Origin of the sequence: Microbispora rosea, from assembly GCF_900156315.1 — a bacterium.
GTDB lineage: Bacteria > Actinomycetota > Actinomycetes > Streptosporangiales > Streptosporangiaceae > Microbispora > Microbispora rosea.
The window spans coordinates 39,646-62,037 of the sequence record NZ_FTNI01000032.1; the positions used below are offsets into that span (position 1 = coordinate 39,646).

Below are 22,392 nucleotides of genomic sequence, written 5' to 3' on the forward strand. Positions count from 1 at the left end.
GTGAAACCGCTTGCAACCCGCTTACAGCCGTGGCCGGCGGTTCGCGACGTGCGGGGGAACCGGGATGCCGGGCGTGAGGCGCGGGTCGGTCTCGGGAGCGCCCCACGACACGGTGAGCGGCAGCACGCCCGCCCAGACGGGCAGGTCGTAGTCCTCCTCGTCGTCTACCGGCGGTCCCTGCCGGACCTTCACCGACGCCTCCTCCAGGGACAGGGCGACCACGGCCGTTGCGGCCGTCTCCTTGCGGTCCGGCAGGCGTACGACGTCCCACTGCCCGGGGGCGAGCTGTTCGGTGATGGCCCGCAGTCCGGCGAGTCGTTCCTCCGGGTCGTCCACCATCCGGGCGAGGCCGTAGACCATGGCGGACCGGTAGTTCACGGAGTGGTGGAAGGCGGAGCGCGCCAGCACGATGCCGTCGAGGTGGGTCACGGTGACGCAGACCGGGCTGCCGAGCGCGGCACGCAGCGAGGTCGCGCCGGTGGAGCCGTGGAGGTAGAGGGTGTCGCCGATCCGCCCGTATCCGGTGGGGACCACCATGGGGGATCCGTCGGCCACCACGCCGAGATGACAGATGAGACCGGCGTCCAGGATCGCGTACAGGTCGGCGCGGTCGATGCGGGCGCGGTCTTTCGACCGCCTAAGGGTTGTACGGGCGGTTGTGGAGAGCATGTCCGATAAGTTAGGCCGAAGTGGACCGGCGGAACACGTCCACTCAGTGCCCATACGGAGAGACCACTTTGCGGGGACCACTGTGCGCGTGACCATAGATCTGCCGCTGGCCGTGGACCGCGAGGCCGCGGTGCCGCTCGCCGTCCAGGTGGCCGGTCAACTGCGGGAGGCCATGCGCACCGGCCGGCTCAGGGCGGGGGAGCGGCTGCCGTCCACGCGGGCCCTCGCCGCCCTGCTGGGCGTCAGCAGGACCGTCGCTACGGACGCGTACCAGCAGTTGTACGCCGAGGGGTGGCTGGACGGGCGGCACGGCTCGGGCACCTATGTGGCCGACGACACCCTGCCGTACGAGAAGCCCGGCGCACAGGTGATCGAAACCCGCGGCAGCGTCCACCGCGAGCCGGCGCCCCCGGGTTGGGTGGACCTGCGGCCGGGGCGGCCGTGGGTGTTCGGGTACGACACGGCGGCCTGGCGGCGGGCCTGGCGCTCGGCCGGCGAGCTCGCGCTGAACGCGTTTCCCGACCCCTACGGCCATCCGGAGCTGCGCGAGCTGCTGGCCGACCACCTGCGCAGGGCCAGGGCCGTGCCGGTGGGCGCCGGGAACGTCATGGTCACCAGGGGCACCGGCAACGGCCTCGACCTGATCGCCGCCACGCTGCTCGGGCCGGGGACCCGGGCCGGCGTGGAGGAGCCGGGCTGGCGGGCCGCCCGGCGGATCTTCGCCTCCCGGGGCGCGGAGGTCGTGCCCTGCCCGGTGGACGAGCAGGGCGTGATCGTCGAGGCGCTCCCCGACGACCTGCGGGTGCTCTACACCACGCCCGCCCACCAGTTCCCGGTCGGCGGCAGGCTGCCGATCCCGCGCAGGGAGAAGCTGCTCGCCTGGGCGCGCAGGACCGGCGCGATCGTCGTCGAGGACGACTACGACGCCGAGTTCCGCTACGACGTCGCGCCGCTGCCCGCGCTCTACGGGCTCGACCCCGGGCGGGTGGTGCTGCTCGGCACGCTGTCGAAGTCGCTCGGTCCCGACGTCGGGCTCGGCTGGCTGGTCGCCCCCGCCGACCTGCTCGACGCCGTGGCCGAGCGCAGGATGCAGCTCGCCGACCGCACGTCCGGGCCGGTCCAGCGGGCCGTGGCGACCCTGCTGGAACGCGGTGACCTCGACCGGCACCTGCGCAGGATGCGGCTGGAGTACGCCCGCCGGAGGGCGGCCATCGTCGAGGCGCTCGGGCCGTACGTGCGGGGCGACACGGCCGGGCTCCACGTCATGGTCACCCTGCCCGCCGGCGTGCTCCCCGGCCTCGTGCGGCGGGCCGGGGAACGCGGCGTGCTCCTGGACACGACCGAACCCCACCACCTGGGGCCGCCTCGGGTGCACGGCCTCGTGCTGGGCTACGGCTCGGCCTCCCGGGCCGACGTGCGGCGCGGGTGCGCGGTGATCCGGGAGCTCATACCTCCTGCAGAAGCCTGAGCTCGCGTCCGGGCAGGGGGACCTCCAGGTTGAGCGCCTCCTCGCCGATGATGCGGGCGATGTCGATCGATCCCGGGTCGCCCTCCCTGGTGCCGGGCACCTGGGAGTGGCCGAAGTGGCCGCCCCGCGCCCACAGCCGTTTGCTCCGCTCGGCGGTCAGGGAGTGCGGGTAGGGCAGGGGAGGGCCGGCCGGCCATCGGCGCGGCACCTCCCAGGAGTCGAGCCAGGCCAGGATGTCGTCCAGGCCGTCGAGTTTGGTGTCGGTGAACGGTTCCCTCGCCGAGCCGATGACTTGGATCTGCACGCAGATCCGTCCGTTCCTGCCGCGGTCCGCGGCTAGTCCGCCACCCGCCCTGGTGGGCGGGAGCAACTGGACGATCTCCCCGGTCACCGGGTTCCACACCAGGTGGGAAGGCCGGTGGAGCTGGATCAGCCGCTGGGCGACGGACCTGGCCGAGACCCCTTGGGGGTCGGCGGGCCAGATGAACCAGACGGTCCTCGGGGCTCCTCCGAGCATCGCTCCGGAGTCCCCGGGGGAGGGAAGTCGGCTTGCGCCGGGCAGCCATGCTTGGGCCACAATGCCCCCTCAAATCCTCGGTCGCGTCGTTTTTCCCCTTTCAAACTTCCGCTGACACCTGACGAATCCTGATTGTTACTGGCGGGTGCCAATCTTCCAACGAGGGTGTAACAAATGGTGATTTTGTGACGGATGCGTCAGTCGGAGGGAGTGGCCGCGGCTTCGCCGGCCTGAGGCGGGCCGTCGCCCGGCTCGGACGAGTCGCCCGAGTCGCCTGGGGGCTCGGACGACGGGCGGGTCGGAGGGCGGGTCGGGGGGCCCGTCGTGGGGTCGGAGGTCCGGTCGGGCAGCGGGTCGGCGTCGCCGTCCCCCTCCCGGCCGTCCCAGGCCACCCGGCACGCCGGCCGGCCGGCCGAGGACGCGAAGGTCACCACGCCCCTGCCCGCGACGCCGGGATCGACGACGGTGAGCGTGACCCGGCCGCTCGCGCCCGCGCGGAGCCTGCCGTGCCGGGGCGAGACCACGATCCCGCCCGAGGTGACGGCCGTCCACTCGATCACGGCGTTGCGCGCGGCCAGCGTGATCGACGCGCCCGTGGACCCGCCCAGATCTCCGGGACACAGCGCCGTCAGCGCCGGCCTGGGCGCGCGTCGCATGGAAGGGGGAGACGGCCGCGACCGCCCCGAGGGTGCGGTGGTGTGGGGCGGGGCGGTCGCGGCCGAGTGGGGGGAATCGTCCGGTGGAGGTGTCTCGTCTGGGGACGCGCCGGGCGTCGCCGACGGCGGGCCGCTCTCCTCCGGGCCCAGCACAGGCTCTTCGGAGGCAGGGTCTTCGGAGGCAGGGTCTTCCGGGGCCGCCGTCGGGGACACGCGTATCGCTTCGAGCCGCTCGGCCGGGGCCTGACCGGAGACCAGCGCGAGCCCGCCGGCCGCGCCGAACACGCAGACGGCGGCGAGCATGACGGGGGCGGTCCGCAGCGGACGGGAGCCGACCCGCCTACGCTCTGCCCGCCCGTGCTCTGCCCGCCTGCCGGCGGCCGCCGGGAAGCCGCGCCGGTCGAACTCGGCGGTGGCGATGGCGGTGGTGGCGGTGGTGGCGGTGGTGGTGGCGGCGCCGTCACGCCGGTCGGCGTGGAGCGCGGACTCGATCACCCGGCGGCGCAGCGACAGCGGGGGGAAGGCGACGGGGATCATGTCGAGCAGCCGCTCGGCCGACACGTGCCTGCCCCGGCCGTCGCGGCAGACCTCGCAGCCCGCGATGTGCTTGCTCAACCGCTTGCGCAGGGGAGGAGCGAGGGGGCCGTCCTGCCAGGCGGCGCCCACACCGTGGTCGACCAGGGCCGACAGCTCCGGGCAGTGGGCCCGGCCGACCCTGGCCAGCACGAGGGCCGCGGCGGCGTTCTCCAGGTGGTCGCGGGCCCGGGTGAGCCGCGCCGACACCTGCCGGGAGGCGAGCCCGAGGACCGACCCGATCTCGGCCGCCGTCAGGCCGTGCCGTACGGCGAGTTCGAGCACCTCGCGTTCGTTTCCGGCGATCTCCCCGAGCGCCTCCCGCACCAGCGCTGCGAGCGGCGGGTCCGCGGACTCCGCCACCTCCATGACGGGCCCGGTGACCTCCTTCGCCCCTCGCACCGCCCCTTTCCGGGTGGCGCTGTGGAACCGGGCCAGCGCGTACAGCCAGGCCCGCAGCCGGGCCGGTTCCTTCAGCCGGTCGGCGCAGCAGGACGCGGCAACGAGCGCGTCGTGCACCGCGCGCTCCGCCGCGTCGAGGTCGCGCACCAGCACGTACGCGTAGTCGCTCAGCCGGTCGGCGTAGGAGTCGTACAGCGCGGCCGTGGCCTGGGCGTCCGCGCCGCCCCCACGGCGCAGCGCCTCCAGCAGTCGATGGTCGTCGGCTCGCCCGACGCCGGGCCATGCGGGCAACGAACATTCCTCCCCGTGTGACGGAACCTGGTCTCGCCGGTCCCCACACGAGTGGGACGCCGTCCCCTCTGGCGTCGTTTACGGGTCGCAGGGCCATGCCCAACGGGTATGACCTGCGAAAACAGCGACTGCTGTTACTGGAGCCTGCGGGCGATGCCCTTGAGGAAGATGTTGCGGATCTCCAGGATCGTCTGCGGGAAGTAGGCGGCGCCGCCGGTCGCCTTGGCGATGGAGGTCATCTGCGTCCGGTCCTCGTCCTTCTGGGTGTTGAACGAGATGATCAGGAGGCTCACCGGCCGCTTGGGGTCGTAGGCGTCCTTCAGCTTGCGCAGGATCTCGGTGTTGGAGATGCCGCCGTTCGGGTCGTCGTTGCCGACGCCGTCGGTGAACAGCAGGATCGTGTTGACCTTGTCGGGCTCGTACTCCTTGGTCATCTTCTGGAAGGCGGCCCACAGGGTGTCGTTCAGGCCGGTGTTGCCCGTGGGGATGGCCTTCGCCTGGCGCAGGGCCTGACCGATCACGTCGCGGCGGGTCACCCCGTTGATCTGCTGGGCAAGCGGCCCGATCTGCACGACCGGCTTCCAGTCGACGCCCGCGCCGCGGAGGTTGTCGGAGAAGGCCCAGATGCCGATCTCGGCCTTGTCGGGGAACAGCTTCAGGCCCTCGACGGTGAGGTCGGTGATCGCGCGCATCCGGGTGACACCGGACTTGTCGGCGGGCAGCGCCATGGTCCCGGAGATGTCGATGAGGGCGAGCAGCCTGGTGCCGAGCTTGATCTGGTGCCACGCCTGCGAGAGGCGGGTGACGGTCGCGGCGTCCGGCAGCGGGATCGCGGCCGGCTTCTTGGCGCTGACGCCGTTGTCGGGCTTCAGCAGGCCGCCGCCCTTGCCGTCGGGCGCGCGGAAGCCGTAGTCCTGCACGGTCTTCCTGCCGCTGGGCGAGGTCACTTCGGTCGCCAGGGCCTGCGCCGCCTTGCGCGTCGTGGCGTCCTTCGCCGTGACGATGATCGGGTAGTCGAGGCTGATCGTTCCCTCGGCCGGATAGAGCGCCACCGCCGGGTTCGACGGGGTCGTCGTCGTGTTGTACGACCAGACGGCCTGCTCGGACGTCACGCCGACCGGGATGCGGGCCGCGGCCTTGGTCAGCGTGGCGAACATGCTGTCGGGGGTCGACACGGTGGACTCCGACAACTGGCGCAGCACGCCGACGAGCGTCTCCTCGCTGCCGCCTCCCTGCTTGAGCACGGCTGCCCCGGCCAGCAGCGCGCCGAGGCCGGCGGCGTTCTGCGTGGGGTCGAGCGCGAGCACGCGCACCTTCCGCGCCAGGCCGTCGGGGTTGGCGGCGTTCGCGGCGCTCATCAGGCCGGTCCAGCTGGGGCTGAAGGCCGACTGGAGCTTGTCCGCGCCGGTCTTGGACGCGGCCAGCACGACGGGGGTGCTCGCGGCGTTCCCGGCGGGCTCGGGAGCGTTCTTGACGCCGCTCAGCCACAGGCTGGAGTCGGGGATCCACAGATCGGGGTCCAGCTTTCCGCTGGTGGGACCGGTGCCCGCCATCGCGTTGGCGACGTCGGCCGACTCGGCGGCCTTGACCGTGACGGCGACGCACTTGCCGTCGACGGCCCTGCCCGACTTGCCGAACCTGGCGGCGATCTTCTGTACGGCGGGCTGGATGTCGGGCGCGGTGACGACCGAGAGCTTGACCTTCTCGCCGGCGCAGCCCGGGCTCTTGTTCACCACCACGTACGCGGCGACGCCGAGGAGCACGGCCAGGGCGACCGCTCCGGCCAGCGGGACGAACACCGTCCCCCGCCCGGCGCGCCGCCGCGGCGGTGGCGGGGGCTCGTACTGGGGGTCGAAGCCGCCATCGAGTTCGTCTGTGCGGTGTCGTCCGCCCACGGTGCTCTCTCCGGTGTCGACTGGCCGAAACAGGTTTACGGAACGATACTGGCAAAAGCCGCATCTTGCGCCGGGTGTGCGGAGGTGTTCTCCCTGCCCGTACCCTTGGCCCGTGGTCATCCCGGTCGAGGACGCCGCCGATCCGCGCCTGTCGGACTACGTGCGGCTGCGCGACGTCGACCTGCGCAAAAGCGTCGAGAGCGAGCGCGGGCTGTTCGTCGCCGAGGGCGAGAAGGTCATCAGGCGGGCGATCGGCGCGGGCCATCCGGTGCGTTCCGTGCTGACCACCGCCAAATGGCTCGACGCGCTGGCCGGCGTCGTCGGGGAGGCCACCGTCTACGTGGTCTCCGACCGGGTGATGGAGGGGATCACCGGCTTCCAGGTGCACCGGGGCGCGCTCGCCGCGATGGAGCGCACCCCGCTTCCCTCGGTCGGCGAACTCCTCACGGACGCGGGGTCGCGGATCCTCGTCCTGGAGGATCTGGTCGACCACGGCAACGTGGGGGCGATCTTCCGCTGCGCGGCGGCGCTCGGCGTCGGCGCGATCGTGCTGTCACCGCGCTGCGCCGACCCCCTCTATCGCAGGGCCGTCAAGGTGTCGATGGGGGCGGTGTTCGCCATTCCGTACGCCCGTATGGCCGACTGGCACGGCGGCCTGGCGGAGATCAGGGCGGCCGGCTTCCGCCTGCTCGCGCTCACGCCCGACCAGTCGGCCGTGCCGCTGGACAAGGCCCCGCTGTCCGGACGGGTCGCGCTGATGCTCGGCTCGGAGGGCGACGGGCTGTCGTCCCACTGGCTGCACGAGGCCGACGAGCCCGTCTGCATCCCGATGAGCGCACAGGCGATGGACCTCGGCGTCGACTCCCTGAACGTGGTGGCCGCCGCGGCCATCGCCTGTCACGGCCTGCTCAGGGGATCGTGACCCCGGGCTCTGCTTCCTCGGAGGCTCCCGTCCCGGCCCAGTCGAGCAGCTTGCGCGCGGTCGCCAGCCTGGCCTTCTCGCTGCGCTCGCCCAGCACGACCCCCACGTACGTGCGCCCGTCCCGGACGGCGGCGAACGACAGGCAGTAGCCCGCCTGGCTGGTGAAGCCGGTCTTCAGCCCCACCGCGCCGTCGTCCAGCAGGTCGTTGGTGTTGTGCCACACGTGCGCCCGGTGGAGGGCCGACTTCCCGACCGCCCGCCTGGGCGTCCTGGCGACGGTCGCGATCACGGGGTCGCGCAGCGCCGCGACGGCCAGCGTCGCCTGGTCGCGGGCGGTGGAGTACGCCTTCGACGGCAGGCCGTCGGGGTTGGCGTAGCGGGTGTCGCGCAGGCCGAGGCGCCGTGCCGCGGCGTTCATCTTGGCGACGAACTTCGCCGTCCCCGGGCCGTACCGCTCGGCCAGGGCGTGCGCGGCGTCGGCTCCCGAGGGGAGCATGAGCCCGTAGAGCAGGTCGCGCACCGTGAGCCGCTCGCCCGCCCGCAGGCCCGCGGTCGTGGCCCCGCCGGCCGTCGCGTGCCGTATGTCGGCCTTGGTGATGGTCACCACGTCGTCCAGGCGGGCCTGCCGCCGCACCACGTAGGCGGTCATGACCTTGGTCAGGCTCGCGACCGGCACCCGGCGCGTCTCGCGCTTGGCGAACTGGACCGTTCCGTCCGTGGTGTCCACCAGGTAGGCCTCCCTGGCGGTGACCGACGGTGTTGCGGCGGCCTGAGCGGGTGCGGCGGCGGCCCCTGCCGTGACGAGGGCGGCGGCCAGCGCGATGATTACCCCGTTACGCATCCGGACATGATCGCACGGCTTCTGGCGTGGCGGGCGCGTCTCCGGTCCCGCCCCTCCTCCTGCGGCGCCGTACGAGGAGGGCGACGGCCAGGGCCACGACGGCGACGACGGCCGCGGCCAGCGCGGGGGACCGGGCCGCCAGCGACAGCCAGGCCCACAGGAGCGAGTAGAGGCCGAAGGAGGTCACCGGCACCCAGGTCAGGCAGCCGAGCGCGCTGGCCACCACATACCAGCGGTAGTCCACCCGCAGCGCCCCCGCGACCCACGGCAGCGTGTGCCGCAGGCCCGGCACCCAGAAGCAGCCGTACACGGCGAGCGCGCCCCACCGGCGCACCACGTTCTCCACGCGTTCGATCCGCGCCCGGCCGATCCTGCGGCCCATCCGCGAGCGGTAGAGCGCCTCGCCGAGCCTGCGGCCGACCCAGTAGTACACCTGGAACGCGCCGAACAGGGCGACCGCGCCGACCGCGACGACCAGCCACAGAGGAAGGCCGAACACGGAGGCGGCCGTGGGGTCGGGAATCCTCACGTGCTCTCACCGCCGGTCGTGGGGGCAGTCATCAGGCAAGCCTTACCTTAGCGTCCCGGCTCGCGCCGATTGCAAGCGGATGTCAAGCGGCGATCAATTCGTCCTTTGTACACCTGAGGGGACGAGAGGTGACGGGTTCGCGATGCGACAGGGGCCTTTGCGAACTCCGCCCCTCTACTTGCTCACCTGTTCGCGAGCGCTCCGCGGGCCTCGGCGACCCAGCGGGGCACGCCCACCCGCTCGGCCACGGCCAGCGCCTTCTCGTAGTGGTCTCGGGCCGGCAGGCCGAGCCGTACGGCGAGATCGCCGAGCGTCTTCGCCACCGGCCACAGCGCGACCACGCCGGTGCCGGCCCCGGCGATGCGGTCGCGGAACGGCGCCAGCTTCTCGTACGCCTCCCGCATCCGGCCCTCGTCGTCCAGCAGCATCCCGGCGAGCGCCCGCCAGATGAGCGCGAGCTCGTAGAGGAAGTCGGTGCGGACCGGCTCCCGGCTCGCGGCCACCACCTGGGCGTCCCGCACGTGCCCGGCCGAGGCGAGCGCCACGGCGTAGGCGTCGAGCGTCCACTTCGCGCCGCGCTGGTGGGCCTCGCCCAGCGGCTCGGCCATCTCGGCGGCCCGCCCGTCCACCAGGTGCAGGCAGAACGTGGCGATCAGCGGCAGGTCCTGGCGGCCTTCGAGCATGCCGGCCCGCGCGGTAAGCCGCGCCGCGTTCCGGTAGGCCCGCTCGGCCCCGGCGTAGTCGCCGGTGATCATCAGCCGCTGCCCGGCGTACCACGCGCCGACCGCCGCCGGGGCAGGCAGGGCGTACTGCCGTCCGAGGCGCTCGGCCTGCGCGAGGTGCTCGTCGGCCTCGGCGAAGTCGCCCCGGGCCGCCGCGCACTCCAGCAGCACGAGGTGCGCCAGTGTTTGCACCGCGATCTGGCCCGACTCCGCCCCGACCCGCAGCAGCTCGCGGCCGATGGTCTCGCGCTCGTCGACCTGCGTCAGCGTGTAGGACTGCCGCAGCCGCCCGCTCAGCGCCATCGCCAGCAGCGCCGGGTCGCCGCTCGACCTGGCCAGCTCCTCGGCCTCCAGCGACGCCTGGTAGCCGCGCTCGGTGGCCGACCCCTCCAACTCCAGGGCCAGCGTCGCGAGCAGGCTGGCCCGCAGCGACTGCTCGCCCTCCGGCAGCTCGACCAGCGCCTTCTCGGTGACGTCGACGATCTCCCAGGCCGTGCGCGTGAAGTCGCGCGCGATGCCCTTGTGCGGCACCGCGAGCGCCGCCGCGACCCGGGCGGTCAGCTCCAGATCGCCGAGGGGCAGCGCGACCGCCATCGCCTCCCCCCGATGCGCGCGGGCGGCGGTCATGTCCCCGCACAGCGCCAGCGCCCTGATCATCCGCAGCTGAAGCTCCAGCCGGTCGCGTACGGATCCACGGCCTGTGCGAGCCCGGTCGAAGGCGGCGATGGCCTGCTGCCAGAGGGTGGCGGCCTCCCGGTGGGCGAACCTGCGCTCGGCCTGCTCGGCCGCCAGCCCGGCGTACCGCACGGCCTTCGCGGCGGTCTCCACCGTGCCCGCCGCGTCGTAGTGGTGGGCCAGCGCGGCCACGTCGTTCGGGCTGCGCTGCTCGATCACCGAGGCGACCGCGGCGTGCAGCCGCGAGCGGCGCAGCCGGGAGGCGTCCGAGTAGATCGTGTCCCTGACCAGGTCGTGGTCGAACCTGAGCAGGCCGGGGCCCGGCTCGGTCGCCAGCCCGGCGAGCAGGGCCGCCTCGACCGCGTCCACCACGGCGTCCTCGTCGCCGGAGACGTCGACGAGGACGTCCACGTCCACGTCGCGGCCGATCACGGCGGCCTGCAGCAACACCTGCTGGGCCCGCTCCGGCAGCCGGGCGATCCGCCGCCGCAACACGTCGCGCACGCCCGAGGGCACCTCGGAGATGTCGGCCTCGGCCTCGAACAGCCGGGCCGTCTCCTTGACGAAGAACGGGTTGCCCCCGGCCCGCTCGACGATCGTGCTGACGACCTCGTCGTCCACCTCGTGCACGCAGGTCGCCCGGACGAGCTCCGCCACCGCGGCGTCGTCGAGGCCGCCGAGCCCCACGCGTACGGGGTCGAGCCGGGCCAGCGCGGCCAGCACATCCTGCTGCTGGTCGTTCAGCTCGCCGTCGCGGCAGGTCACCACGACGAGCACGCGGCTGGCGGCGAGCAGGCTGGGCAGCGCGCGCAGCAGCGCGAGCGTCTGGTCGTCGGCCCAGTGCAGGTCCTCCAGGAGGATCAGCAGCGGGGCCTCGCGCGCCACGGCCGACAGGTAGCCGCCGACGGCCCGGTGCAGCCGGAAGCCGCCCGACGCCTCGTCGTCGGCGGTGTCGGGAGCGGCGTCGTCGAGCAGCGGCGCCAGCAGCGCGGCGTACTCGCCCGCGCCCCTGCGGGCGACCAGGGCGCGCAGCACCTCGACCCAGGCCCAGCCGGGCGGGGTCGCCGTGCTGTCGGGGCAGCCTCCGGTCGCCCCTATCCAGCCGTCGCCCTCCAGCCGCTCGAACAGCCGCCGCACCAGCGTCGTCTTCCCCGCGCCGGGGTCGCCGCTGACCACGGCGACCGTGAACCGGCCCGCCTGGACGCGGGGCGCGGCGGCGGCGAGCGCGGCCAGCTCGGCGTCGCGGCCGACGAACGGCTCGGGCTCCAGCGGCGGGGCGTCGCCGGTGGCGACCGGCCGGGGCGGCCAGGTCGCGGTGATCTCGGCGGGCCGCCGGGGCGCGGGAAGCACGAGGTCGAGCCCGGGGGCCTGGGCCAGGATGTCCGACTCCAGCTTCCGCAGCGCCGGCCCCGGGTCGATGCCCAGCTCGTCGGACAGGATCGTGCGGGCCCGGCGCAGCGCGGCGAGCGCGTCGCCTTGCCGCCCGCACCGGTAGAGCCCGAGCGCGAGCAGCCGCCAGCCCTCCTCACGCAGGGCGTGCTGGGTCGTCAGCGCCTCCAGGTCGGGCACGGTCTCGGCGTGCAGGCCCATCCGCAGCCCGGCGTCGGCGTGCCGCTCCCTGGCCACCAGGCGCAGCTCGCTCAGCCGCGCCACCTCCGCCTCCGCCCAGGGCTGGTCGGCGAAGTCCGAGTAAGGCGTGCCCTGCCACAGCGCGAGCGCGGAGTCCAGCCGGGCCCGGGCGGCCTGGGGGCTCTCCTCCATCCGCTCCCCGGCCGAGCGGACCATGGCCTCGAAGCGCAGGGCGTCCACCTGCTCCGGGGCGGCGCGCAGGGCGTACCCCGACGCGACGGTCACGAGCAGGCGGTTGGGCCCGCCACGGGGCCGGTTGGGCTCCAGCACGCGGCGCAGCCGGGAGATGTAGACCTGCAACCCCGACTGGGCGCCCTTGGCGGTGTCGTCGTCCCACAGGTCGAACAGCAGGGTGTCCACGGGCACGACCTGGCCGCGCGCCACGAGCAGGCGGGCCAGCACCGCGCGCTGCCGCAGCCCGCCGAGGTCGAGCTCGTCGGTGCCGTCGTGCGCCCCCACCGGTCCGAGGACCCGGAACGCCACCGGGCTCGTCGGGGGGCTCATCGGGCGCTCCTCCGCTCTCGTGCGCCGTGCCTGCCGGCCGCCGCTGGTCGTCCTGTCTCAGGCGTCACCGTATGCGCGCCCGCGAAGGGGCACAAGGCATTCACCAACCCGGGCACTCTCACCTTCTCGCCCAGCGAGTGTAGGAGATCGGCAGGGTGACCCGCAGTTGATCAGCGGACCCGGGTGCGGTGCGGGGAGGCGGCCGATCCCGCCTCTGCGGCCCCGGCGCGGGTCTCCCGCCTGCGCAGCAGGGCCCAGCCGCCGAGCGCCAGCCCGCCCCAGGGAATCTCGATGGTGTAGGTCCAGAAGCCGAACAGCACGGCGGCCGCGGTGGCCCCGCCCGCGGGCTGCCCGAACGCCCCGATCAGCAGTGTGGCGACGCCCCCCTCCATGATCCCGGCTCCACTGGGCGTGACGAGGGCGGTGGTGAGGACGCGGCTGAGCGCGAAGACGGCGACGGTCTCGGCCGGCCCCGGGTAGGAGTCGGTGGCGACCAGGCAGGCGGCCATGATCAGGCACTGCAGGGCGAGGAAGGCGACCATCCCGAGCGACAGGCCCGCCCACCGGCTGTGGATGATCTCGGCGGTGTCCCTGCGCAGCCGTTCGATGGCCGCCGACGCCGCGTGCTCCGCCGGGCGGAACCGCCGGGGCGCGAGCCGTACGATCCCGTCGAGGACGCGGCCGAGGACGGCGGCGGCGCGGTCCCAGTAGAGCGCCGTGGCGACGACGGCGACGAGGACGAGGATCGAGACGGCCCCGACCCAGCCCGCCTTGGCGACCGTGGGATTGGTGGCCTTGCCCGCCATGAGCAGGCACACGATCCCCACGGCGGGCAGGATGAACCGGAACAGCGAGTTCCAGATGCCGGTGACCAGCGTGTAGACGACGATCGGCCGGTTGGCGAAGCCCCAGCCGCGGGTCATGCCGAACGTCAGGGCCACGCCCGCCGCGCCGCCGAACGGCAGCAGGTTGCTGACCGCGCTTCCCGCGGCGTTGAGTGTGAGCGCCTGCATGTGCGTGAGCCCGGGCAGCGCGGAGGTCATCACGAACGTGTACGCCAGCAGGCTCGCCAGCCACAGGACGGTCATCAGCGCGATGGTCTGCCACCCGAGACCGCCGAACTGGTGGCCGATCTCCGTCCAGCTCACGGTGGCGCCGGTGAGGGTGTGCACGATCTCCGGGAGATAGACCACCAGCGCCGTGGCCAGCCCGAGCGACACCACAGACAGCGCGATCTGCAGCCACTTCCTGTTCACCCGCGTATGCCCCCAGTCCGGTGTCGGTCCCCTCCAGTCTGCCGGGCCCTCGGGGGCGGCCGAATCCTCCTGACGGAGGAGCACGACCCTTAGGGGGTGGCCTGCGGGCCGCCGTCGAAGGGATGCCGCAGGCGGGTGCCGCGGGGCAGGCCGCGGCGCACGTACCACTCGGTGCCGAAGACGAAGCGGTAGGCGAACCCCGGGATCTTCAGCATCGCGCCCAGCGTGCGGTCGCCGTCGCCGCCGGTGGCCTGGCTGGCGTGGGCCGCCATCGCCGCCCTCTTGGCCTTGGCGTACTTGCGCACGTTGACCCGGTGGGTGATCGAGTCCCGGGGCGAGTAGGCCCGTTCGAAGCTCCGCACGTCGATCGCCGGGTAGAACCGGGAGGCCAGCCGCACGCCCTTGAGCAGCAGGTCGCGGTCGACCGTCGCCTCCAGCACGATGGGCGTCCCGGCGATCTCGGCGGCCCGGCTGCCGACCCGGTAGACCTGCACGTGGTCGGGGTGGCCGTAGCCGCCGGCCGGGTCGTAGATCGTGAGGAGGTCGGCCGTCTCCTCCTTGAGCACCGAGGCCAGCCGTTGCGCCGCCTCCTCGATGTCGGCGTCGATGAACGCGTCGTCCGGCCGCTCGCCGGCCACGCCGCCGTCGATCGCCAGGCCGGAGTCCCCGTAGCCGAGCAGCACGACCCGGGCACAGCCCAGGGCCGCGGCCGATCGGTGCAGCTCGTCCATGCGGGTCCTGCCGAGCTCCTCGCCGTGGGGGACTTCGGCGAGGCCGCGCTCACCGGCCGTCGCGACGACGAGCACCACGCGGTGCCCCTCGTCGGCCAGCATGGCCATGGTCCCGGCGGTCAGCAGCGCCTCGTCATCGGGATGGGCGTGGAAGAACACCGCCGTCCTCATCGCGCCCCACGGAACGTCGTCATCGCGTGCTCCACTCATCTGCGCCGGCTTCCGCCCATGATCCCACGTGGCCCGGGTCGCGTGACGTCGGCCTCCCCTGTGAGCAGTCAGGACAGGCGCGCGGTTTGATGGGCGTGGCGTGCTCTGCCAGGCTGACCCGGTGAGGATTCTTCACGTCAGCGACTGCTACCTGCCGCGGCTCGGAGGGATCGAGGTGCAGGTCGCCGACCTCGTCAGGGCCCAGCGAGAGGCGGGCCACACGGTCGAGGTGGTGACGGCGACGCCGGGGGAGCGGCTGCCGGGGGTGCACCGCGTGGTCGCGAACCTCCCGTTCGACCTGCCCGTCCATCCGCGCGGCACGGCCCACCTTCTCCGCATCATGGCGAGCGGCCGGTACGACGTGGCGCACGTCCACACGGGGGCCGTCTCGCCGTTCGCGTGGATGGGAGTGCACGCGGCGGTGCGGTCCGGGCTGCCGGTGGTCGCGACCGTCCACAGCATGTGGGATCCGGTCACCCGGGGCGTCTATCGGGCGCTGGAGGCGGCCTTCGGGTGGCGGCGCTGGGGCCTGGTCCTCACCGCCGTCAGCGAGGCCGCCGCGCGCCCCATCCGCGCCGTGGCCGGGCCTAGGGTGCCCGTACAGGTGGTGTCGAACGGCCTCGACGTGACCTCGTGGCGGCCCGAGCCCGGTTCGGAACGGCACAGCGCCGTACGGGACGCCGGGGACGGGACGGTGCATGTGGTGGCGGTGGGAAGGCTGGCGCCGCGCAAGCAGCCGTTGCGCCTGCTCAAGCTGCTGGAGACGGCGCGTGACAGGGTGCCGGGGAACGTCGCGATGCGCGCGACGATCGTGGGCGACGGCCCGGCCCGCGGGCGCATGGAGCGCTACCTGAGGGCGCGCCGGATGAGCTGGGTGTCGCTGCCGGGCAGGTACAGCCGGGAGCAGATCAAGGACCTGCTGGCCGGGGCCGACGTGTTCGTGGCCCCGGCGCCGCGCGAGTCGTTCGGCCTGGCCGCGCTGGAGGCCCGCGCGGCCGGCGTGCCGGTGGTCGCGCGGGCGCAGAGCGGCGTGGCCGACTTCGTCAGGCCGGGCAAGGAGGGCCTGCTGGGCCGCACGTTCGACGACCTCGTCGCCTCGGTCGTACGGCTGGCCCGCGACTCCGCCCTGCGTCAGTCGATCGCCGAGCACAACAGGGAGACGGAGCCGGTCCGGTGCTCCTGGCCCGCCGTGCTTGAGGGCTTCGCCCACTGCTACGAGCTGGCCGGAAGCTGATCCGGGGTCACTCGGGGTCTAGTAGGGGAGGACCCTTCCCGAGGGGGTGCGCAGGTCGATCGGGGCGGGAGTTCTCGGCGGCCGCGGTCGCGGCACGATCTGCACCTTCTTCATCGGGGCCCTCCTTTCGGCGGAGTCCGTCAGCTGGTGCCTTCATGATTCCCATGAATTGGCCGAGATTATCCTCCGAGCGTCAGTTCTTGTTCTTGTAACATCCGCCCGTCGGTCATCCGCGCGTGGCGGACGGCTGGGCGGGGGCCGCCCGCACGCCGGCCGGGCGATCAAGATCTATCTGATAAGCGCGGCATGCTCGATTTGGCGGCGTTTAGCGAGCGCCCTCTCGATGTGCTGCTCCATGATCCGCGCGCGTTCGTGATCTCCCTGCCGGGCGCTGGCGGCGGCGAGATTACGGACCACCCGGAGTACGGCCCCCGCCACTTCCTGCAGATGCGTTTCCCGATGCCAGGTATCGCTGAGCGGATCGAGGCCGAGCACATTCAGCATGGCCCGGACCGATCGGCATTTCGCGGCCGCCTGCTCGCGATCTCCGGACGCCAGCGCGGCGTTGCCCTCGGCCACCGCGCCGTGGACGGCCGCGAGGGCCTGCGGCACATTCAGGTCGTTGTCCATGGCCTCGCTGAACTGCGGGGGGAGGGACGCGGCGGCGTCGGAGGACACCCGCAGCACGAACCTCTCGATCCGCCGGTAGGCCGCCGCCGCCTCGTCCAGGGCGTCGGGGCTGAATTCCACCGGCGACCGGTAATGGGCCGCCGCCAGGTAATAGCGGAGTTCGGCCGGCCGTACGCGGTCGAGCAGGGCGGGGACGGCCAGCGGGTTGCGGTGGTGTTTGCGTATCTTCTCGCCCCGGTGCGTCACCGGCCCGTTGTGCAGCCAGAATCGCGCGAAAGAGTCTCCGGCGGCCCGCGACTGGGCCATCTCGTTCTCGTGGTGCGGAAATATGAGATTGGCTCCGCCGCCGTGGATGTCGAATTCCGCGCCCAGATATCTGCGGGCCATCGCGGAACACTCCAGATGCCACCCCGGGCGCCCCTCGCCCCAGGGTGAATCCCACACCGGCTCGCCGGGTTTGGCGCTCTTCCACAATGCGAAATCGCGCGGGTCGCGTTTTCCGTGCTCGTTCTCCTCGGTCGCCCTCAGGTGTCTCGCCTGCTGCCGGGAGAGGGACCCGTAATGCGGGTAGGCGCCGACCGAGAAATAGACGTTTCCGTCGGACTCGTAGGCGTGGCCGGACGCGACGAGCTGCTCGACCATCTCGATCATCTCCGGGATGTGCCCCGTCGCCCGCGGCTCCACGCTGGGCGGAAGGCATCCCAGGGCGGTGTAGGTGCGGACGAAGGCGCGGTGGACGGGGTCGGTGACCCGCCACCAGGGAACCCCCTCGGAAATGGCCCTGTGAATTATCTTGTCCTCGATGTCGGTGACGTTCCGGCAGAGCAGGACCTCATATCCGCTGTTTTTCAGCCAGCGGTGCAGGATGTCGAAATTCACCTGCGATCTGAGCTGTCCCACGTGCGGCGGAACGACGACGGTGGGACCGCAGAGATAAATCGACACAGTTCCGGGAATTCGGGGGACGAAATCGCGGACGGCGCGGCGATGCGTATCGTAAAGGCGAAGACCCACCTAGCCGAGGGTAAGCGACTTATCCGCTCGCTGTCGATAGCGCGGGCCGACCCCGCCCCGCACACCGGGAAATGGCGATTGTGAGGACGGGGAATAAGGACGATCCGCCCGCTGGTTGGCGCAGGCATGGAGCCGACGAAACGGGGCCGCGTCCGGGTGGAGACGACGGCCAAGCGCGTGCGTGCCTACGTCGAGGGCCGGGCGGTGGCCGACACCACCCGGGCCCTGCTGGTCTGGGAGGTCCCCTACTACCCGACGTACTACTTCCCGGCGGACGACGTCCGCGCGGAGGAGCTGAAGGCCACCGGGGAGACGCGGCACTCGCCGAGCAGGGGCGACGCGGCGGTCCACGACGTGGCCGGCCGGGCGGGCGCCGCCCTCGTGTACGGGGACGACGCGCCGCTGGAGCAGATCCGGGGCCACGTCCGCTTCGAGTGGAACGCGATGGACAACTGGTTCGAGGAGGACGAGGAGGTCTTCGTCCATCCCCGCGACCCGTACACGCGGGTGGACATCCTGCCCAGTTCGCGTCACGTACGGGTGGAGGTGGGCGGCGTCACCGTCGCCGACTCGCGCAGCCCGCGCATCCTGTTCGAGACCGGCCTGCCGCCGCGTTACTACCTGCCGAAGACCGACGTGCGGCTGGACCTGCTGCGCCCGTCGGAGACCGTGACCCACTGCCCGTACAAGGGCCGCGCGGTGTACTGGTCGGTCGGCGAGGACGAATCCGGCAGGGACCTCGTCTGGTCGTACCCCACGCCGCTCCCGGAGTCGCAGAAGATCGCCGGGCTGGTCGCCTTCTACGACGAGAAGGTGGACGTGTACGTCGACGGCGTCCTCCAGGACCGCCCGAAGTCGAAGTTCGCCTGACCCTCGCTACCGGTCAGCCGTGAAGGTCGAACGGATTCAGCACAGAGACACCGGTGCCCTCGAAGTCCTTGACGTTCCGGCTGACCAGGGTCCATCCGTGCACCCTGGCCGTCGCCGCGATCAGGCCGTCCGTCGTCGGCAGGGTTCGTACGCCGTTCAGCCGTCCCCACTCCTCGGCGACCGCGGGAGTCACGGGGACGATGCGGTCTCCGAACTGCCGCTGCAAGGCGTGCAGCCAGCGCTCCAGCACCGCCGCCTGTGCGGGGTCGCTGCGCCTGCGGAGTTCGACTCCGCAACGGATCTCGCCGACGGTGAGGCTGCTCATGTAGAGCGTGGGTCCGTGAGCCGCGTCGATCCAGTCCCTGACTGAGACGCTCCCGTTCCGCTTGCGCGCCTCCGACACCACGTTCGTGTCGAGCAGATAGCCGACGGGCATCAGCCGAGGTCCACCTCTCGTGGGAGGTCCTTGTTCCGAGGGAACTCGACGTCGTCGTCCCAATCGGGGTCCGCGAGGAGGAAACGGGCGAAGTCGGGGGCGTCTCCTTTGAGACGGCGGTATTCGGCGATGTCGATGACCACCGCGACCTCTTCACCGTGCCGTGTAACGACCTGCGGGCCTTCGTCAAGCGCGCGGCGCACGACCTCGCTGAACCGTTGTTTCGCCTCTTGCACCTGCCAGGCGGTCATAGCGGCGCTCCTGTCTAGTCTGTCTAGATAGGACTATAGGCGCTGGCGGGCGGCGGCGCGGTCGAGCGGGAGCTGTGCCGCGGGTGACTCAGCGGCGGATGACGTGGAGGACGCTGGCGATGCGCTCCGCGGCGGTGACCACGTCGGAGGCGTGCCCGATCCGGCCGGCCCAGGACAGCCAGTACCACCACTCGCCGTCGCTGGCGCTGGACGCGAGCACGTCCTCGGCCATCGTGGGCTCCATGGGGTTGATGACGCGCAGACGTGGATAGAGGCCGGCCGGCGCCGTCAGGCGCACCTGGAAGGAGTGGGCCTCGAGCTGCGCGGCGAGCCGCTCCAGGTGGTCCATCGCCTCGCTGCGGTCTACCGTCGTCATGGTCAGCCTCCGGGAACGTCAGGACCTATCACCGGAAAGGGTGAACCCGCAACGACCCACCGGCAATCGCGCCGATTCGCCGAAACCGTGCAATAACCAGGGAACTCGCTCGGATTCCGTGGAACACCCGCGGGTTCGGGAACACGAAGGGGTAACAGTCCCGGGGGGTTGCGTGCCTGCGCGTTTACCTTGGGGAAACAACCGTAAACGGGGACCGCTTCACCAGTGGAGGGCGTGCACATGGCCCGCGGAGAGCACTCACCCGCTTGCGCGCGTCGCTGGCGCGAACAGGCACAGGCACGGCAGTGGACGCTCTGGCAGACCGTTCAGGCGATCCACGGGTGCTGCGGCGTCAGCCTGCTGAAAGCGCACAGGCTCGGCCGCGGGTGGTCGGCCAGGCAGGCGATCGAGGAGCTGGAGCAGTTGTGCGAGCAGCACAATCTCGGTCACCCTCGGGCGAGCATCGACCTGCTGAACGCCTGGGAGAACAACCGGGCCCGCCCGCGTCCCCAGACCATCGACCTGCTGGCCCGGCTCTACCGGGCCAACGCCGTACGGCTCGGCCTGGCCGGCGACTACTGCGAGGACACGGGCGGGCAGAAGATCGTCGTGGTGGGGCCGGGCCAGACCGGTGAGCAGGCCCGGGCCGAGGACCCGGCCGCCGACGACGCGGAGCGCCGGGCGCTGTTCCACCAGGCGATGCTGATGGGCACGCCGAGCGGCCGGTTCTTCGCGGAGGTCGAGGGCCTGCGCCACGACCTCGACCGCACGATGGCCACGGGCACGGTGAGCGAGGACCAGCTCGACCGGCTGGACGAGCAGGTGCTGCGCTACCGCAGGGAGTACATGACGACCCCGCCGACGCCGATGCTCTGCCGGGTCATGCTGGAGATCTCCGACGTGCGCCGGCTGAGCGGGGTCCGCCAGCCGTCGTCGGTGCAGCGCCGCCTGCTCACCGCGACCACCATGCTCACCCTGCTCGCCGCCGACGCGCTGATGAAGCTGGGCGACACCCGCCAGGCCCACGCCTGGTACGGCACCGCCCGCGCCGCCTCCGACGACGTGGGCGACCTGCGGCTGCGGGCGCTCGTGCGGGCCCAGCAGACCATGCTCCTCTACTACTACGGCGACCTGAACGAGACGGTGCGGCTGGCCCGCGAGGCGCGGATGCTGGCCGGCTCGGCCCCCAGCTCGCCCGCGGCGCTGGCGGCGGCGGCCGAGGCCCGCGCGCTGGCCAGGATGGGGGACGGCAAGGCCGCCAGGATCGCGCTCGCCGAGGCGGAGCAGATCTTCGCCCGCATGCGCGGCATCAGCCAGGACGACCTGGCCTTCGTCTTCACCGAAAAGCGGATGAAGTTCTACCGCACCGGCACCCTGATCGAGCTGGGGGACGCCCAGCAGGTGCAGGGCATCGACGGGTTCCCCCCGGGTTTCCAGACCATCGACCCGGCGCTGATCCTGCTCGACCAGGCGAGCCACCTGGCCAGGCACGGCGACCACGAGGAGGCGTGCAGGATCGCCGCGGACGCGCTGCGGCAGGTGCCCGCCGAGCACCGCACGTCGATCGTCGTCACCCGGGCCAGGGCCCTGCTGGCGGACGCCGATCCCGCGCTGCCCGCCGTACGGCGCCTGCGACGGGTGCTGTCGGAGTCGTCGCCCACGCTCGCCCTCAGCGGGCTGTTCCCCGTCGCGGACGTCCACGTCGCCGCCGAGACCGCCGAGAACGCCTGAAACCGCCATGAGGACGATGGAGCCGGCACCGCTGGCCGAGGAGGCGTTCGGGGTCCTGCGCGAGGTCTGCGCGAAGATCGGGGTGGACACGCGGGGCGCGCGGCTCCTGCGGCTGCGCAGCAACGCGGTCTTCAAGCTGCAGGGAGACGTGGCGGGCGGGGAGCTGGTGGTGCGGATCGCGACCGCGCCGGACGCGCTGACCCGGCTGCCGGTGGTCGTGGCGGTCGCCCGCTGGCTCGCCGACCGGGGCTTCCCGACCGTGCGGCCCGCCGACGAGATCGCCGACCAGCCGATCGTGCACGACGGCCGGGCGGTCACCTTCTGGCGGTACGTCCCCTCCCGCGGCCGTCCGACGACCCGGCAGCTCGGCCGGGTGCTGCGCAGCCTGCACCGCGAGCCGGTGCCGCCGGTGGGGCTGCGGACGCTCACCGACCCCCTCGCCGAGGTGCGGCACGCGGTGGAGCACCGGGCCGAGGTGCTCACCGTCGCCCAGCGGTCCTGGCTGAGCGACCGCATCGAGGAGCTCACCGGGCGCTGGCACGACCTGGACACCGGCTCGCCGGTGCTGCTGCACGGGGACGCCTGGATCGACAACCTGCTGCGCTGCCAGGACGGGCACGTGGTGCTGTGCGACTGGGACGGCGTGGCCGTCGGCCCGCGCCAGTGGGACCTGGTGCACACCTACCACGGGCAGCGCCGCTTCGGCCTGTCGGCGGCCGACGTGGACGAGTTCGCCCGCGCGTACGGCTCGGACCTGCGGCTGTGGCCCGGCTACAGCACCCTGATGGAGGTGCGAGACATGTACGCCGTGGGCATCCATATCCGGAACGCCTCCGGCGACCCGTTCTCCCGGCAGGAGTTGCCCCGGCGGCTCGACTCGCTCACACGCGGTGACGGGCACGCGCGCTGGTACATGGCGGCACCGGCATAGCCTCGGGTAATCGCGGGTACTGACCGTACAGGCTGCGAGTGTCGCAGTAGACAATTCCTGAAAACATGGTTTGTAAAAAGCGCACCCGGGTCAGACCCGGTGGCGGATATGCGCGCATTTCCAGCGTCTCACGCGGTCGCGCGACGAATCCGCTGCGCAGCCTCGTGCTCCCGACCTGGGAACATGGTGTGGCTTCCAAGAAGGAGAAGCAGTTGTCTGAAGGCACTGTCAAGTGGTTCAACGCCGAAAAGGGCTTCGGTTTCATCGCTCCGGACGACGGCACCGCTGACGTGTTCGTTCATTATTCGGCGATCACTTCGAACGGTTACCGCACGCTGGACCAGAACCAGAGAGTCAGCTACGTGACCGTTCAGGGCAACAAGGGACCGCAGGCCGAACAGGTCACGCCGCTCTGACGACGTGACTCAT

20 protein-coding genes are annotated in these 22,392 nt (G+C 72.3%); 7 read left to right on the forward strand and 13 right to left on the reverse strand.

Annotated elements, in window-relative coordinates:
- Positions 1-21: 21 nt before the first annotated feature.
- Positions 22-669, reverse strand: a complete 648-nt coding sequence (locus tag BXA11_RS33785) for a pyridoxamine 5'-phosphate oxidase family protein (protein ID WP_076441121.1) — start codon at positions 667-669, stop codon at positions 22-24.
- 82 nt (positions 670-751) lie between these two features.
- Between BXA11_RS33785 and pdxR the strand changes: the two genes are divergently transcribed.
- Positions 752-2,137, forward strand: coding sequence for a MocR-like pyridoxine biosynthesis transcription factor PdxR (gene pdxR / locus BXA11_RS33790; RefSeq protein ID WP_076441124.1), 1,386 nt, complete (start codon positions 752-754; stop codon positions 2,135-2,137).
- Here the strand turns inward: pdxR and BXA11_RS33795 are convergent.
- The 3 genes from BXA11_RS33795 to BXA11_RS33805 form a co-directional block, all read right to left on the reverse strand.
- The gene (locus BXA11_RS33795) at positions 2,115-2,654 is read right to left on the reverse strand and encodes a hypothetical protein (RefSeq protein WP_051762575.1); all 540 of its coding nucleotides are present in this window, start codon (positions 2,652-2,654) and stop codon (positions 2,115-2,117) included. The genes pdxR and BXA11_RS33795 overlap by 23 nt on opposite strands.
- A 197-nt stretch (positions 2,655-2,851) precedes the next feature.
- Positions 2,852-4,576, reverse strand: coding sequence for a sigma-70 family RNA polymerase sigma factor (locus BXA11_RS33800; protein WP_076441126.1), 1,725 nt, complete (start codon positions 4,574-4,576; stop codon positions 2,852-2,854).
- A 134-nt stretch (positions 4,577-4,710) separates the two neighbouring features.
- Positions 4,711-6,471: a substrate-binding and VWA domain-containing protein gene (locus BXA11_RS33805; RefSeq protein WP_083744776.1), complete on the reverse strand. Its 1,761-nt coding sequence runs from the start codon at positions 6,469-6,471 to the stop codon at positions 4,711-4,713.
- 112 nt (positions 6,472-6,583) lie between these two features.
- On the opposite strand from BXA11_RS33805, the gene BXA11_RS33810 reads away from it, so the two are divergent.
- On the forward strand, positions 6,584-7,393 hold the full coding sequence (locus tag BXA11_RS33810) for a TrmH family RNA methyltransferase (RefSeq protein WP_076441131.1): 810 nt from the start codon (positions 6,584-6,586) through the stop codon (positions 7,391-7,393).
- Here BXA11_RS33810 and BXA11_RS33815 read toward each other — a convergent pair.
- From BXA11_RS33815 to BXA11_RS33835, 5 genes are all read right to left on the reverse strand, one after another.
- Positions 7,380-8,234 carry a D-alanyl-D-alanine carboxypeptidase family protein gene (locus BXA11_RS33815; protein ID WP_076441133.1) on the reverse strand — a complete coding sequence of 285 codons (855 nt, stop codon included), beginning with the start codon at positions 8,232-8,234 and terminating at the stop codon, positions 7,380-7,382. The genes BXA11_RS33810 and BXA11_RS33815 overlap by 14 nt on opposite strands.
- Positions 8,227-8,763: a DedA family protein gene (locus BXA11_RS33820; RefSeq protein WP_076441135.1), complete on the reverse strand. Its 537-nt coding sequence runs from the start codon at positions 8,761-8,763 to the stop codon at positions 8,227-8,229. The genes BXA11_RS33815 and BXA11_RS33820 overlap by 8 nt, the downstream gene beginning before the upstream one ends.
- Positions 8,764-8,945: 182 nt before the next feature.
- Positions 8,946-12,293 (reverse strand): ATP-binding protein, encoded by a 3,348-nt coding sequence (locus tag BXA11_RS33825; protein WP_076441137.1) that lies wholly within the window; start codon positions 12,291-12,293, stop codon positions 8,946-8,948.
- Positions 12,294-12,463: 170 nt separating this feature from the next.
- Positions 12,464-13,549: a lysylphosphatidylglycerol synthase domain-containing protein gene (locus BXA11_RS33830; RefSeq protein WP_051762571.1), complete on the reverse strand. Its 1,086-nt coding sequence runs from the start codon at positions 13,547-13,549 to the stop codon at positions 12,464-12,466.
- An 89-nt stretch (positions 13,550-13,638) separates the two neighbouring features.
- The gene (locus BXA11_RS33835) at positions 13,639-14,451 is read right to left on the reverse strand and encodes a PIG-L deacetylase family protein (protein WP_076441139.1); all 813 of its coding nucleotides are present in this window, start codon (positions 14,449-14,451) and stop codon (positions 13,639-13,641) included.
- A 160-nt stretch (positions 14,452-14,611) separates the two neighbouring features.
- On the opposite strand from BXA11_RS33835, the gene BXA11_RS33840 reads away from it, so the two are divergent.
- Positions 14,612-15,724, forward strand: coding sequence for a glycosyltransferase family 4 protein (locus tag BXA11_RS33840; protein WP_076441228.1), 1,113 nt, complete (start codon positions 14,612-14,614; stop codon positions 15,722-15,724).
- 288 nt (positions 15,725-16,012) lie between these two features.
- Here the strand turns inward: BXA11_RS33840 and cysS are convergent, their stop codons facing one another.
- Positions 16,013-17,368, reverse strand: coding sequence for a cysteine--tRNA ligase (cysS, locus tag BXA11_RS33845; RefSeq protein ID WP_076441141.1), 1,356 nt, complete (start codon positions 17,366-17,368; stop codon positions 16,013-16,015).
- A 126-nt stretch (positions 17,369-17,494) separates the two neighbouring features.
- On the opposite strand from cysS, the gene BXA11_RS33850 reads away from it, so the two are divergent.
- Positions 17,495-18,238 carry a DUF427 domain-containing protein gene (locus BXA11_RS33850; RefSeq protein ID WP_030511622.1) on the forward strand — a complete coding sequence of 248 codons (744 nt, stop codon included), beginning with the start codon at positions 17,495-17,497 and terminating at the stop codon, positions 18,236-18,238.
- Positions 18,239-18,251: 13 nt separating this feature from the next.
- On the opposite strand, the gene BXA11_RS33855 is transcribed toward BXA11_RS33850, so the two are convergent.
- The 3 genes from BXA11_RS33855 to BXA11_RS33865 all read right to left on the reverse strand — a co-directional run bounded on the left by BXA11_RS33855 (position 18,252) and on the right by BXA11_RS33865 (position 19,301).
- The gene (locus BXA11_RS33855) at positions 18,252-18,674 is read right to left on the reverse strand and encodes a type II toxin-antitoxin system VapC family toxin (protein WP_076441143.1); all 423 of its coding nucleotides are present in this window, start codon (positions 18,672-18,674) and stop codon (positions 18,252-18,254) included.
- A complete protein-coding gene (locus BXA11_RS33860) occupies positions 18,674-18,925 on the reverse strand; it encodes a type II toxin-antitoxin system Phd/YefM family antitoxin (protein ID WP_030511620.1) in 252 nt (83 codons plus the stop codon). Before BXA11_RS33860 ends, BXA11_RS33855 begins: the two co-directional genes overlap by 1 nt.
- A gap of 88 nt (positions 18,926-19,013) precedes the next feature.
- Positions 19,014-19,301, reverse strand: a complete 288-nt coding sequence (locus BXA11_RS33865; protein ID WP_030511619.1) for a hypothetical protein — start codon at positions 19,299-19,301, stop codon at positions 19,014-19,016.
- Between the two features lie 240 nt (positions 19,302-19,541).
- Here BXA11_RS33865 and BXA11_RS33870 point away from each other — a divergent pair, with 240 nt between their 5' ends.
- The 3 genes from BXA11_RS33870 to BXA11_RS44090 all read left to right on the forward strand — a co-directional run bounded on the left by BXA11_RS33870 (position 19,542) and on the right by BXA11_RS44090 (position 22,379).
- Positions 19,542-21,032 carry an NsdA family TPR-like regulatory protein gene (locus BXA11_RS33870; protein WP_204053962.1) on the forward strand — a complete coding sequence of 497 codons (1,491 nt, stop codon included), beginning with the start codon at positions 19,542-19,544 and terminating at the stop codon, positions 21,030-21,032.
- Between the two features lie 16 nt (positions 21,033-21,048).
- Entirely contained in the window at positions 21,049-21,963 is a 915-nt protein-coding gene (locus tag BXA11_RS33875) for a phosphotransferase enzyme family protein (protein ID WP_204053963.1), read from the forward strand.
- A 212-nt stretch (positions 21,964-22,175) separates the two neighbouring features.
- Positions 22,176-22,379, forward strand: a complete 204-nt coding sequence (locus BXA11_RS44090; RefSeq protein ID WP_030511616.1) for a cold-shock protein — start codon at positions 22,176-22,178, stop codon at positions 22,377-22,379.
- The last annotated feature ends 13 nt before the right edge of the window (positions 22,380-22,392 follow it).

What these genes read in the sequence shown, in the direction of transcription:
- BXA11_RS33850 (WP_030511622.1), top strand. Translation starts at nt 17,495, where the DNA reads ATGGAGCCGACGAAACGGGGCCGCGTCCGGGTGGAGACGACGGCCAAG.
- BXA11_RS33875 (WP_204053963.1), top strand. Translation starts at nt 21,049, where the DNA reads ATGGAGCCGGCACCGCTGGCCGAGGAGGCGTTCGGGGTCCTGCGCGAG.
- BXA11_RS33860 (WP_030511620.1), bottom strand. Translation starts at nt 18,925, where the DNA reads ATGACCGCCTGGCAGGTGCAAGAGGCGAAACAACGGTTCAGCGAGGTC.
- BXA11_RS33835 (WP_076441139.1), bottom strand. Translation starts at nt 14,451, where the DNA reads ATGAGGACGGCGGTGTTCTTCCACGCCCATCCCGATGACGAGGCGCTG.
- BXA11_RS33815 (WP_076441133.1), bottom strand. Translation starts at nt 8,234, where the DNA reads ATGCGTAACGGGGTAATCATCGCGCTGGCCGCCGCCCTCGTCACGGCA.
- BXA11_RS33825 (WP_076441137.1), bottom strand. Translation starts at nt 12,293, where the DNA reads ATGAGCCCCCCGACGAGCCCGGTGGCGTTCCGGGTCCTCGGACCGGTG.
- BXA11_RS33870 (WP_204053962.1), top strand. Translation starts at nt 19,542, where the DNA reads ATGGCCCGCGGAGAGCACTCACCCGCTTGCGCGCGTCGCTGGCGCGAA.
- BXA11_RS33855 (WP_076441143.1), bottom strand. Translation starts at nt 18,674, where the DNA reads ATGCCCGTCGGCTATCTGCTCGACACGAACGTGGTGTCGGAGGCGCGC.
- BXA11_RS33785 (WP_076441121.1), bottom strand. Translation starts at nt 669, where the DNA reads ATGCTCTCCACAACCGCCCGTACAACCCTTAGGCGGTCGAAAGACCGC.
- BXA11_RS33795 (WP_051762575.1), bottom strand. Translation starts at nt 2,654, where the DNA reads ATGCTCGGAGGAGCCCCGAGGACCGTCTGGTTCATCTGGCCCGCCGAC.
- BXA11_RS33865 (WP_030511619.1), bottom strand. Translation starts at nt 19,301, where the DNA reads ATGACGACGGTAGACCGCAGCGAGGCGATGGACCACCTGGAGCGGCTC.